At 72.7% G+C, this 12,305-nt stretch carries 8 protein-coding genes; 5 read left to right on the top strand and 3 right to left on the bottom strand.

Annotation, left to right across the window (positions count from 1 at the left end; all coding sequences use genetic code 11):
* The first annotated feature begins 60 nt into the window (after positions 1 to 60).
* Together ACFPZJ_RS04805 and ACFPZJ_RS04800 are read left to right on the top strand one after the other, a co-directional pair.
* Complete coding sequence (locus ACFPZJ_RS04805) at positions 61 to 1,638, top strand: phytoene desaturase family protein (RefSeq protein ID WP_381017649.1); 1,578 nt, start codon at positions 61 to 63, stop codon at positions 1,636 to 1,638.
* 98 nt (positions 1,639 to 1,736) lie between these two features.
* The gene (locus ACFPZJ_RS04800; RefSeq protein WP_381017647.1) at positions 1,737 to 1,928 is read left to right on the top strand and encodes a DUF2795 domain-containing protein; all 192 of its coding nucleotides are present in this window, start codon (positions 1,737 to 1,739) and stop codon (positions 1,926 to 1,928) included.
* A 57-nt stretch (positions 1,929 to 1,985) separates the two neighbouring features.
* Here the strand turns inward: ACFPZJ_RS04800 and ACFPZJ_RS04795 are convergent, their stop codons facing one another.
* Positions 1,986 to 3,785 carry a serine hydrolase gene (locus ACFPZJ_RS04795; RefSeq protein ID WP_381017644.1) on the bottom strand — a complete coding sequence of 600 codons (1,800 nt, stop codon included), beginning with the start codon at positions 3,783 to 3,785 and terminating at the stop codon, positions 1,986 to 1,988.
* 133 nt (positions 3,786 to 3,918) lie between these two features.
* Between ACFPZJ_RS04795 and ACFPZJ_RS04790 the strand changes: the two genes are divergently transcribed.
* Together ACFPZJ_RS04790 and ACFPZJ_RS04785 are read left to right on the top strand one after the other, a co-directional pair.
* Positions 3,919 to 5,028, top strand: a complete 1,110-nt coding sequence (locus ACFPZJ_RS04790; RefSeq protein ID WP_381017642.1) for an NAD(P)H-dependent flavin oxidoreductase — start codon at positions 3,919 to 3,921, stop codon at positions 5,026 to 5,028.
* Complete coding sequence (locus ACFPZJ_RS04785; protein WP_381017640.1) at positions 5,025 to 6,578, top strand: acyl-CoA synthetase; 1,554 nt, start codon at positions 5,025 to 5,027, stop codon at positions 6,576 to 6,578. The genes ACFPZJ_RS04790 and ACFPZJ_RS04785 overlap by 4 nt, the downstream gene beginning before the upstream one ends.
* A 22-nt stretch (positions 6,579 to 6,600) precedes the next feature.
* Here the strand turns inward: ACFPZJ_RS04785 and ACFPZJ_RS04780 are convergent, their stop codons facing one another.
* Entirely contained in the window at positions 6,601 to 9,024 is a 2,424-nt protein-coding gene (locus ACFPZJ_RS04780) for a penicillin acylase family protein (RefSeq protein ID WP_381017637.1), read from the bottom strand.
* A gap of 402 nt (positions 9,025 to 9,426) precedes the next feature.
* Here ACFPZJ_RS04780 and ACFPZJ_RS04775 point away from each other — a divergent pair, with 402 nt between their 5' ends.
* Positions 9,427 to 10,926 (top strand): acyl-CoA synthetase, encoded by a 1,500-nt coding sequence (locus ACFPZJ_RS04775; RefSeq protein WP_381017635.1) that lies wholly within the window; start codon positions 9,427 to 9,429, stop codon positions 10,924 to 10,926.
* Positions 10,927 to 10,966: 40 nt separating this feature from the next.
* On the opposite strand, the gene paaK is transcribed toward ACFPZJ_RS04775, so the two are convergent.
* On the bottom strand, positions 10,967 to 12,262 hold the full coding sequence (gene paaK / locus ACFPZJ_RS04770) for a phenylacetate--CoA ligase PaaK (RefSeq protein WP_381017633.1): 1,296 nt from the start codon (positions 12,260 to 12,262) through the stop codon (positions 10,967 to 10,969).
* Positions 12,263 to 12,305 lie beyond the last annotated feature (43 nt).

The raw sequence follows: 12,305 nt of genomic DNA, 5'->3' as shown, positions 1-12,305 counted from the left end.
CCTGCCGTCGTGCTCCGGCCGTCTCTGGCCGACCCGGATCACCCCGTGTTACCAAGAACCATGACCACACCCGAGGCACCACGCACCGACCGGACGTACGACGCCGTCATCGTCGGGGGAGGCCACAACGGACTGGTCGCCGCCGCCTACCTGGCCCGCGCCGGGCGCTCCGTGCTGGTGCTGGAGAGGCTGGAGCGCACCGGGGGCGCGGCGGTCTCGACACGGCCGTTCGCGGGGATCGACGCGCGGCTGTCCCGCTACTCGTACCTGGTCAGTCTGCTGCCCCGCAAGATCGTCCGGGACCTCGGCCTGGACTTCCGGGTGCGCACCCGCGACATCTCCTCCTACACACCGGCCGAACGCCACGGACGCCCCACCGGCCTGCTCGTCGGCGGCGGCGCGCGGCGCACCCGGGAGGCGTTCGCCCGGCTCACCGGCTCCGACCGCGAGTACGGGGCCTGGCAGCGTTTCTATGGCATGACCGGCCACATCGCCCAGCGGATCTTCCCGACCCTCACCGAGCCACTTCCCACCCGTGAGGACCTGCGCCGCCGCGTCGACGACGAGGACGCCTGGCGGGCCTTGTTCGAGGAGCCGATCGGCGTCGCGATCGAGGAGCACTTCACGGACGACCTGGTCCGGGGCGTGGTCCTCACCGACGCCCTCATCGGCACCTTCGCCGACGCCCACGACCCCTCCCTGAAGCAGAACCGCTGCTTCCTGTATCACGTGATCGGCGGCGGCACCGGCGCCTGGGACGTGCCCGTCGGCGGCATGGGCGCGCTCACCGACGCGCTGGCCGCCTCGGCCCGCGCGGCCGGCGCCGTCCTCGCCACCGGCCACGAGGCGGTCCGGATCGAGACGGACGGCCGAACCGCCGAGGTCACGTACCGGACGGCCGACGGGGACGGTGTCACCCGCGCCCGGCACGTCCTCGTCAACGCCTCCCCGCGGGAACTGGCCGCGCTGACCGGCGACACACCTCCCGCCCCCGCCGAGGGCGCCCAGCTCAAGGTGAACATGCTGCTCAAGCGGCTGCCGAGGCTGCGTGACAGTTCCGTCGACCCGCGCGAGGCGTTCGCCGGCACCTTCCACGTCGCCGAGGGCTACGAGCAGCTCGCGGCCGCCCACGCCCAGGCCGCCGCCGGTGAGCCGCCCGCCGCGCCGCCCTCCGAGATCTACTGCCACTCGCTCACCGACCCCACGATCCTCGGCCCCGAGCTGGTCGCCCAGGGCTACCAGACGCTCACCCTGTTCGGCCTGCACACCCCGGCCCGGCTGTTCCAGCGGGACAACGACGTCGTGCGCGAGGAACTGCTGAAGTCGACCCTCGCCCAGCTCGACGTCCATCTGGCCGAACCGCTCGCCGACTGCCTGGCCACCGACGCGGAAGGGCGGCCCTGCATCGAGGCGAAGACCCCGCTGGACCTGGAGCGCGACCTCGGGCTCCCGGGCGGCAACATCTTCCACCGCGAGCTGTCCTGGCCGTACGCCCAGCAGGGCGCCGGCCGCTGGGGCGTGGAGACACCGCACGCGAACGTGCTGCTGTGCGGGGCGGGCGCGGTGCGCGGGGGAGGGGTGAGCGGGGTGCCCGGGCACAATGCGGCGATGGCGGTGCTGGAGGCACGGGGAGACTGAATGGCTCCCGCCGGGTGGGGCACTCCGACAGAGCGAAGGTACCCGTACGATCCGGCCGCCCTTCGCGGACGGCCGCACATCCCCCACGGGAGGCTGCCATGGCCGACCTCAGCCCGATCGACCTGCAGAAGGCCCTCAGTGGCATGGACTACCCGACGGACAAGAAGCACCTGGTGGAGCAGGCCCGCAAGAACAAGGCCGACGAGAAGGTCGTCAGCCGCCTCGACGGTCTGAAGCAGGACCACTTCGACGGCCCGAACGAGGTGCAGAAGGCCGTCTTCAACCAGTAGCGGCGCGTCCGTCCGGTCGGGCCGCGCGTCCGCCCGGCCGGGGTCGCGCGGATCCGCCTAGTCGGCCGACGGCGCCCAGCCCACGGGCTGGACGCGTGCCGCGTCCGCCGGGCGCGCCTCGTCGAAGAGGACGCCGTCGGCCGACTCCACCCGCAGCCCGTCGACATACGCCCCGCGGCCGACGTACGAACGGTCCGTCGCACAGCGCCAGCGCAGGGTGAGCTGCCGTGCGGCGGGCAGGGGCGCGGTGAGCCGGTGCCAGGTCCGGCCCGAGAAGCCGGTGACCGAACCCAACGGGTGTTCCTGCGGTGCCTGGTCCCCTCGGACCGTCGAGAACGGCACCGGCCGCCAGTCGGCGCCGCCGTCCGCCGACGCCTCCAGAAACAGCAGGTCGGACCGCGGCTCGGTGTCCCACCACAGGGCGCAGCGCAGCCGTGCGCCGGAGGACGTGTCCAGCGCGGGCAGGGTCAGCGTCGCGATGGTGGCGGAGGCCAGTCCGGAGAACCAGGCGGTACGTCCCCGGACCGGGCGCACCGGCACCGCGCGGGCCAGATGGTTCGCGGCGGCCACCCGCGGCGCGGAACCGGACCGCCAACCGCGCACCGGATGCACGGAGTTGCCGAGCACGACCAGGAACGAGTCGGTCGTCGGGTCCAGCACGAGCGAGGTGCCCGTGAAACCGGTGTGCCCGGCGGTGCGCGGGGTGGCCATCCCGCCCATGTACCAGTGCTGGTACAGCTCGAAGCCCAGACCGTGCTCGTCCCCGGGAAACGCGGTGTTGAAGTCGGTGAACATCAGCTCCACCGACTCCGGCGCCAGGATGCGCGCCCGGCCGTGGACGCCGCCGTTGAGCAGCGTACGGCCGAGGACCGCGAGGTCCCACGCGCAGGAGAACACGCCCGCGTGGCCGGCGACTCCGCCGAGGCTGAAGGCGTTCTCGTCGTGCACCTCGCCCCAGACCAGCCCCCGGTCCAGCCCGGACCACGGGGCGCGGGCGTCCTCCGTCGCCGCGATGCCCGGTCTCCAGGAGGCGGGCGGGTTGTAGCGGGTGCGGCTGAGACCGAGCGGGCCGGTGATCTCCTCGCGGAGCAGGGCGTCCAGCGCGCGGCCCGTGATCTTCTCCAGGACCAGCTGGAGCGAGATGAGGTTGAGGTCCGAGTACAGGTACGTCGTGCCGGGCGGGCTGACCGGCGCCTCGTCGAGGACGAGGCGGATCTTCTCCTCGTACGTCGGCGCCTTGTACAGCGGGATCCAGGCGCGGAACCCCGAGGTGTGGGTGAGCAACTGGCGGATGGTGACGCCCTGTTTGCCCGCCCGGCCGAAGTCCGGCAGGTACGAGGCGACGGGCGCCTCCAGGGCGAGCGCGCCGCGCTCCATCTGCTGCACGGCGAGGATCGAGGTGAACAGCTTCGACACCGACGCCAGGTCGAAGACGGTGTCCTCGGTCATGGGGATCTGCCGGTCGGGCGGGAACTCGACGCCGGTGTCGGTCTTCTCGTCGTACGCCCGGTAGCGCACCGCCATGCCGATGGGGTGGTGCAGGGCCACGGTGCCGCCCCGGCCGGCGAGCAGGACGGCGCCCGCGTACCAGGGGTGCCGGGGGGAGGGGCCGAGGAACGCTTCGGCGTCGGTGACCAGTTGACGCAGGTGGGCGGGGAGCAGCCCGGCGCGCTCGGCCGAACCGTGCCGGAGGGTGGGCTTGCGGGCCCCCTCCGCGGAGGGGGCGGTGGCGGCGGCCGGCCCGGCGGGTAACGGGGCCAGCGCGAGGGCGCCGCCCAGGGCCAGCGCGCTCCTGCCGAGGTGGCGGCGCGTCAGCCCGCCGGTCGGGGTCGCTCTGTCTGCCGCGCCTTCGGTCACCGGGGATCCCCTTCCGCCGAGCCGTGAGCCGTCCGGACGTCCCCGGGATTATGTCCGCCGGACACCCCAACGAACCTGACAGTGTGTCAGACAACCTCTTCCGTCCTCCGGAGGACTCCGGCATCCTGCGCCCATGCAGACGGAGCTGAGCAACCACCTGGGAGTCGAGCACGCCGTCTTCGGCTTCACGCCGTTCCCCACCGTCGCCGCGGCCATCAGCCGGGCCGGCGGCTTCGGGGTGCTCGGCGCGGTCCGCTACACGGCACCCGACGAGCTCAAGCGCGACCTGGACTGGATCGAGGCCCATGCCGAGGGGCGCCCGTACGGCCTGGACGTCGTCATGCCCGCCAAGAAGGTCGAAGGCGTCAGCGAGGCCGATGTCGAGGCGATGATCCCCGAGGGGCACCGGCGCTTCGTCAAGGACGTCCTCGCGCGGTACGGGGTGCCCGAACTCGCCGAGGGGGAGGCGTCCGGGTGGCGCATCACGGGCTGGATGGAGCAGGTCGCCCGTACCCAACTCGACGTCGCCTTCGACTACCCGATCAAGTTGCTCGCCAACGCGCTCGGCTCCCCGCCCGCCGACGTGGTGGCCCGCGCCCATGACCGGGGCGTGCTCGTCGCCGCGCTCGCGGGCAGCGCCCGGCACGCGCGCAAGCACAAGGACGCGGGCATCGACATCGTCGTGGCGCAGGGCTACGAGGCCGGCGGTCACACAGGTGAGATCGCCTCCATGGTGCTCACGCCGGAGGTCGTCGACGCCGTCGCTCCGCTGCCCGTCCTGTCGGCCGGCGGGATCGGCAGCGGCCGGCAGGTGGCCGCCGCCCTCAGCCTCGGCGCGCAGGGTGTGTGGCTGGGCTCCATATGGCTCACCACCACCGAGGCGGATCTGCACTCGCCCGCCCTGACCCGCAAGCTGCTCGCGGCCGGCTCGGGCGACACCGTCCGCTCCCGCGCGCTGACCGGGAAACCCGCCCGCCAGTTGCGCACGGAGTGGACCGACGCCTGGGACGATGCCAGCGGCCCCGGCCCGCTGCCCATGCCGCTGCAGGGCCTGCTGGTCGCTGACGCCGTCTCTCGCGTCCAGAGGTACGAGGTCGAACCGCTGCTCGGCACGCCCGTCGGCCAGATCGTCGGCCGGATGACCAGCGAACGCAGTGTCCAAGCCGTCTTCGACGACCTCACCCGCGGCTTCGCCGAGGCCGTCGACCGCGTCAACCGCATCGCCGGAAGGAGCACCCGGTGACCAGCGACGCCCCCGCGGGCTTCTGGGCCCAGGCCACCGCCGACCCCGACCGCGCGGTCCTGGCCGCCCCCGACGGCCAGGAGTGGACCGCCGGTCGCCTGCACGCCGCCGCCAACCGGCTCGTCCACGGACTGCGTGCCGCGGGCCTGCGACGCGGCGACGCCTTCGCGGCCGTGCTGCCCAACGGCGTCGAGTTCCTCACCGCCTACCTGGCAGCCACCCAGGCCGGCCTCTACCTCGTCCCCGTCAACCACCACCTCGTCGGGCCCGAAATCGCCTGGATCGTCGCCGACTCCGGCGCCAAGGTGCTCCTCGCCCACGAGCGGTTCGCCGGCGCGGCGCGCCACGCCGCCGACGAGGCCGGCCTCCCGGCCACGCACCGGTACGCCGTCGGCACCGTCGAGGGCTTCCGGCCGTACGCCGAACTCCTCGGCGGGCAACCGGCATCACCGCCCGCCGACCGCACGCTCGGCTGGGTCATGAACTACACCTCGGGCACCACCGGCCGCCCCCGCGGCATCCGCCGCCCACTGCCCGGCAGGCCTCCCGAGGAGTCCTACCTCGGCGGCTTCCTCGGCATCTTCGGCATCCGGCCGTTCGACGACAACGTGCACCTGGTCTGCTCACCGCTCTACCACACGGCCGTGCTCCAGTTCGCGGGCGCGTCCCTGCACATCGGGCACCGGCTGGTGCTGATGGACAAGTGGACCCCCGAGGAGATGCTCCGGCTCATCGACCGCCACCGGTGCACCCACACCCATATGGTCCCCACCCAGTTCCACCGTCTGCTGGCCCTGCCCGACGAGGTGAAGGCCCGCTACGACGTCTCCTCCATGCGGCACGCCATCCACGGCGCAGCGCCCTGCCCCGACCACGTGAAACGCGCCATGCTCGACTGGTGGGGGCCCTGTGTGGAGGAGTACTACGCGGCCAGCGAGGGCGGCGGAGCCTTCGCCACCGCCGAGGACTGGCTGAAGAAACCCGGCACCGTCGGCAAGGCCTGGCCCATCAGCGAACTCGCGGTCTTCGACGACGACGGCAACCGGCTGCCGCCCGGCCGACTCGGCACCGTCTACATGAAGATGACCACCGGCGGCTTCTCCTACCACAAGGACGAGGTCAAGACGCGGAAGAACCGCATCGGCGACTTCTTCACCGTCGGCGACCTCGGCCACCTCGACGAGGACGGCTATCTCTTCCTGCGCGACCGCAAGATCGACCTGATCATCTCGGGCGGGGTGAACATCTACCCGGCCGAGATCGAGTCCGTGCTGCTCGCCCACCCGGCCGTCGCCGACGCCGCCGTCTTCGGCATTCCGCACGCCGACTGGGGCGAGGAGGTCAAGGCCGTCGTCGAACCGGCCCCCGGACACGAACCGGGCCCGGCCCTCGTGGCCGACCTGCTCGACCACTGCGCCCACCGGCTCGCCGGGTACAAGCGCCCCAGGAGCGTCGACTTCGTCACCGAGATGCCACGCGACCCCAACGGCAAGCTGTACAAGCGGCGGCTGCGGGAGCCGTACTGGGAGGGCCGGACCCGGCCGGTGTGACGGCCGTTGGGGCGCGAGGCGGTCAGTGGCGTTCGCGTGCCCGGACCACCCTGAGGGACGGCGAGGACATGATGTCCTTCTCGCAGAAGCGGGACCTCACCCACTCGCCGCGCGAGAACAGACGGGTCTGGTCGCTGTGGTGCGCCGAGCGGGGGTTCGACGACTGGGAGTACGTCAGCAGCGTTCGGGCCACCGGGCAACGGCTGCCGTCCCAGCCGACGGCCTGGACGTAGCTGGAGCCCACCGTCACCTCGGTGTAGCCGCCGTGCCCGGGGTCCCACACCGGCTCGATCTTGTTCCACACGCCCAGGGACTCCGTGCCGCCGTGCACGGCGATGCGCCTGCCGTCACGCACGACGAACTGATGGTCCCCGAGCCGGGCGTCGAGCGGGACGCCCGCCGCCCGCAGTTCGGTGACGGCGTCCGCGAGGGCCCTGGCGAAGCCCGGCGCGTCCGTGTCGAGGCCGCGCGGGGTGCGGACCGGGTCCGTGGCCGAGAACGGCACCTTCCACAGCCGCGCCGCCGGCACGGTCGCCGTCAGCTTCCGCCAGAACCGGTCGAACAGCAGGGCGCCCCGGCTGCCGGTGCCGACAGTGCGGTCCCAGCCGGCGAGTACGGCGCACGCCTCAGTGACGTCGACGGCCTTGCCGTCGCTGCCCGTCGCCGTGCCGCCCGGCAGCGCGGCACAGGCCTTCGCCGCGTCGGCCGCGGCGAGGTCACCGGCCGGGACACGGTCGGCGAACTGCTGGCGCCACAGGTCCCGCACGGTCAGGCCGCCTCGGCGCGCCAGGGCCGCGACGTCCTCGATCGCGCCCCGCGTGCGCAGCGTCCGCGCCGTACCGACGGTGCCGAAGATCCGCTCGTAGCCCGTGATCGGGCGGTCGGCATTGGTCAGCCACGCGCTGTCGTTGGAGTTCTCCGCGTACGGTGCGTCCTTCAGCGTCGGCATCCTCGACGGGCCGAAGACGCCCGGCTGCACGGCGTCGGGATCGCTTCCGGGCGCGCAGTCGCCGCGCGCACCGTCCAGGACCGCCAGCCCGGACGAGGGGTAGGTGACCTCGCCCAGCGCGGTGGAGCAGCGCTGTTCGAACTCGTCGGTGATGCGGGGCAGCACCTGCGACTGGGTGAACAGGGTGTGGCCGTCCGCGTCCGCGGCGATCGTGTTCACCCACGGCAGGCCCTGCGTCCGCCGCAGGGCGGACAGGGCACCGTCCGTGTCGCGGGCCGCGCCGAGACCGAGCACGGTGTCGGCGGCGCGCAGGTTGGCGGCGTTGGGGTCGTTGATCGCGTACGCCGTCCTGGCCGTCCACGGCAGGGCCAGTGAGTCGCCCAGCGAGGTGACCACGGGGCCGTAGCGGGTCCACCACTGCGTCCGGGTCACCGGGGCGCCGTCCTTCGTCCGGACGGTGACCGTGCGCTTCGTCATCCGCTCCGCCCTGCCGTTCACCAGATAGACCGTCGGGTCGGCCGGGTCGAGGGCGAGCTGGTGGAGGTTGAAGGGGATGCCGGTGGCGACGGTATGGCTCCAGGCCACATGTGCGGTGTGGCCTATGGACACGGTCACCGAGCCGAGCAGCGCGGCGCCGGCGACGTTCAGCTTCCCGGGAATCGTCTGCTGCGCCTGCCAGAAGCGGCGGCCGCCGTGCCAGGGGTAGTGCGGGTTGCCCAGCAGCAGACCCCGGCCGTTCGCGGTCGTGGCCCCGCTGAAGGCGACGGCGTTGGAGCCCATGCCCGCGCTGTCACCGGCGAGGAACTCACGGGCGGCCCGGGCCACCCGCTCGCCCTGGTCGTGTGCGTCGGCCCGGGGCCGCGAGGCGGTCCGCGCGGGCGGCCGCGCGGCCGTGATGCCGTCCACAACCCGGCCCTGGCCGCCCAGCACCGCCAGGGCGTGACCGCGCGCGGCGACGTCCACGGATGTCACCGGCCGCGCCCAGGGGGCACCCGCGCACGCCGGGTCGCTGATCCGGTTCTGCTCGATCCAGGCGTTGTAGCCCGCCGCGAAGCCCCGCATCAGGTCCTGCACGGCGCGGCTCGGACCGCGCGGCGCGGGCTGAGCGAGCAGCTTCTCGACCGTGCCCGCCTGGCGTACTCCCTTGAAGTACAGGTCACTGGCGAGGTTGGTGGCGGCCGAGGAGAGCGAGGAGTCGGTGGCCGCATCGGGGCCGAAGAAGCGGGAGCGTTCACCGCGCACGGTCACGAATCCGTCGGCGAGCGTGCACACCTGGTCGGCGGCCTGCGCCCAGCCGGTGCCGAAACCGAGGTTGGCGTGATCCCGCGCGACGATGTGCGGGATGCCGTACTCCGTGTAGCGGATGACGGCGGACAGACCGCCGTGGGACGGGCGTTCCTGACGGCTGAGACGCTCGGCGGCGACTGCCGGGAGCGTGGCAGCGGCGGTGACGAGGGCCAAGGCCGCGACGACCAGTCGTGTCGGGCGGGTGCGCATCGTGCCTCCCAACGCCGTTGAGGGAAGGAGCCGTTGAGCGTACCAGCCGGTATGTGAACCCGGCAGTGCCGTGGCGGTGAACGGTCGTACGGCGCGGGGATTCGGCTCAGTATCGTTCCTCGGCCCCGACGGCGGCCTCGTGGGCGACCAACGTGTCGACCGACATACGACACTGATCGGGTGTCAGCGGAGCCAGGGCTTTGTGCCAGGCGGCGCTGCCCCGGGGCCGACCAGGCGCTGGTCGGGGGCTCGGGGCTCGGCCGGGCGCTGGTCGCGGACTCGTGGGCCGGCGCGGTCGCTCGAGACCGGCGCGCGGCCCGCGCCCGCCGCTCCGGATAACGCACCGCGCCCTGCCCGCGCCCGTCTTGACCTCCTCCTGTGCTCGACCGAGGATCTCCTGTCATGACGATGCCCGGACACGGCAGCACGGTGGACGGAGTGGTGCGGCGCAGCGCCCGGCGCACGCCGGCGCGCGTCGCGGTCGAGTACGGCGACCGCCGCTGGACCTACCAGGAACTCGACACCGCCGTCTCCCGCGCGGCGAGCGTCCTCCTCGGCCACGGGCTGTCCCCGGGCGACCGGGTCGGCTCCTACGGCCACAACTCCGACGCCTACCTGATCGGCTTCCTGGCATGCGCCCGCGCGGGCCTGGTGCACGTACCGGTCAACCAGCACCTCACCGGCGACGACCTCGCCTACATCGTCGGCCAGTCCGGCAGCTCCCTGGTCCTCGCCGACCCCCAACTCGCAGGGCGACTCCCAAAAGACGTACGGACGGTGCCGCTGCGGGACGCCGACGACTCCCTGCTGGCACGGCTGCCCGCCGCACACCCGTACGACGGCCCGGAGCCGCGCACCGAGGATCTGGCGCAACTGCTGTACACCTCCGGTACGACCGCGCTGCCCAAGGGCGCGATGATGACGCACCGCGCCCTGGTGCACGAGTACCTGAGCGCCATCACCGCCCTCGATCTCAGTGCCGGAGACCGGCCCGTGCACGCGCTGCCCCTGTACCACTCGGCGCAGATGCATGTCTTCCTGCTGCCGTGCCTCGCGGTCGGCGCGACGAACGTCATCCTCGACGGACCCGACGGCGACCGGCTCTTCGACCTGATCGAGGCGGGCCGCGTGGACAGCCTCTTCGCCCCGCCCACCGTGTGGATCGGCCTCTCCAACCGTTCCGACTTCGCCAGCCGCGACCTGAGCGGTCTGCGCAAGGCGTACTACGGGGCGTCGGTCATGCCGGTGCCCGTCCTGGAGCGGCTCAGGGAGCGGCTGCCCCGGCTGGCGTTCTACAACTGCTTCGGACAGAGCGAGATCGGTCCGCTGGCCACGGTCCTCGGCCCGGACGAGCACAAGGGGCGCATGGACTCCTGCGGCCGGCCGGTGCTGTTTGTGGACGCGCGCGTGGTCGACGAGGACGGCAGGGACGTGCCCGACGGCACACCCGGCGAAATCGTCTACCGCTCCCCGCAGTTGTGCGAGGGCTACTGGGACAAGCCGGAGGAGACGGCCGAGGCCTTCCGCGACGGCTGGTTCCACTCCGGGGACCTCGCGGTGCGGGACGCGCAGGGGTACCTCACCATCGTCGACCGGGTGAAGGACGTCATCAACTCCGGTGGTGTCCTGGTCGCCTCGCGGCAGGTCGAGGACGCGCTGTACACGCACGAGGCCGTCGCCGAGGCCGCCGTGATCGGGCTGCCCGACGAGCGGTGGATCGAGGCGGTCACGGCCGTCGTCGTCCCGCGCGGCGAGGTCACCGAGGCGGAACTTATCGCCCACGCCCGGGAGAAGCTCCCCTCCTTCAAGGCGCCGAAGCGGGTGCTGTTCGTGGACGAGCTGCCCCGCAACGCCAGCGGGAAGATCCTCAAACGGGAGCTGAGGGACCGCTTCACGAGGTGAGCACGACCCCGGTGCCCGGGCCCGAGGGCGGTCGGTCCTCCTAGCGCGGACGCAGATCCACGATGCGCCGGATCTTGCCCACCGACCGCTCCAGCGACTCCGGCTCGACGATCTCGACATCGGCCGACACGCCGATGCCGTCCTTCACGGCTGCCCGGATGGACCGGGCGGCTGCCTCCCGGACCTCGGGCCCCGCGTCCGGCCGGGCCTCCGCCCGTACGGTCAGGGCGTCGAGACGGCCCTCGCGGGTCAGGCGCAGCTGGAAGTGCGGGGCGACACCGGGCGTGCGCAGCACGATCTCCTCGACCTGGGTGGGGAAGAGGTTCACCCCGCGCAGGATCACCATGTCGTCGCTGCGGCCGGTGACCTTCTCCATCCGCCGGAACACCCGGGCCGTCCCCGGCAACAGACGGGTCAGGTCCCGCGTCCGGTACCGGATCACCGGCATGGCCTCCTTGGTGAGCGAGGTGAAGACCAGCTCTCCCTTCTCGCCCTCCGGCAGCACCTCGCCGGTGACCGGGTCCACGACCTCCGGCAAGAAGTGGTCCTCCCAGATGTGCAGTCCGTCCTTGGTCTCCACGCACTCCTGCGCGACACCCGGGCCGATCACCTCCGACAGCCCGTATAGGTCGACCGCGTCGATCGCGCAGCGTTCCTCGATCTCGCGCCGCATCTCCTCCGTCCACGGCTCGGCGCCGAAGACGCCCACGCGCAGGGAGGTGCCGCGCGGGTCGACACCCTGCCGCTCGAACTCGTCGAGGAGCGTGAGCATGTACGACGGCGTCACCATGATGACGGCCGGCTCCAGGTCCCGGATCAGCTGGACCTGGCGGGCCGTCATGCCGCCGGACGCCGGGACGACCGTACAGCCGAGCCGTTCCGCACCGTAGTGGGCACCCAGGCCACCGGTGAACAGGCCGTAGCCGTACGCCACATGCACCGTGTCCCCGGGCCGGCCTCCCGCCGCCCGGATCGAGCGGGCCACCATGTCGGCCCACATGGACAGGTCGTTCTCGGTGTAGCCGACCACCGTGGGCTGTCCGGTGGTGCCGCTGGAGGCATGGATGCGCCGCACATGGTGGCGTGGCACGGCGAACATGCCGTACGGGTAGCTCTCGCGCAGGTCCGCCTTCGTGGTGAACGGGAACCGGGCCAGGTCGGCCAGGGACCGGCAGTCGTCCGGACGGACGCCCGCCTTGTCGAGGGACCGCCGGTAGAAGGGAACGTTGTCGTAGGCGTGCCGCAGCGAGGCACGCAGCCGCTCCAGTTGGAGCGCACGCAGCGCGTCCACGTCGAGCCGCTCGCCCGTGTCCAGCAGACCCGCCACCTCCGCCATGAGGACCCTCCCTCGTCCACCGCACCCATCCGGGCGACCGATC

The organism is Streptomyces bullii, assembly GCF_042657145.1.
In the GTDB taxonomy this organism is placed as follows: Bacteria; Actinomycetota; Actinomycetes; order Streptomycetales; family Streptomycetaceae; genus Streptomyces; species Streptomyces bullii.
The sequence above is the reverse complement of the archived record's forward strand: the minus strand, read 5'-3'. Positions and strand labels throughout refer to the sequence as shown.

Excerpts from the sequence above, each read along its gene's own strand:
- paaK (WP_381017633.1), bottom strand. The coding sequence starts at position 12,262 with ATGGCGGAGGTGGCGGGTCTGCTGGACACGGGCGAGCGGCTCGACGTG.
- ACFPZJ_RS04790 (WP_381017642.1), top strand. The coding sequence starts at position 3,919 with ATGCAGACGGAGCTGAGCAACCACCTGGGAGTCGAGCACGCCGTCTTC.
- ACFPZJ_RS04775 (WP_381017635.1), top strand. The coding sequence starts at position 9,427 with ATGACGATGCCCGGACACGGCAGCACGGTGGACGGAGTGGTGCGGCGC.
- ACFPZJ_RS04780 (WP_381017637.1), bottom strand. The coding sequence starts at position 9,024 with ATGCGCACCCGCCCGACACGACTGGTCGTCGCGGCCTTGGCCCTCGTC.
- ACFPZJ_RS04800 (WP_381017647.1), top strand. The coding sequence starts at position 1,737 with ATGGCCGACCTCAGCCCGATCGACCTGCAGAAGGCCCTCAGTGGCATG.
- ACFPZJ_RS04805 (WP_381017649.1), top strand. The coding sequence starts at position 61 with ATGACCACACCCGAGGCACCACGCACCGACCGGACGTACGACGCCGTC.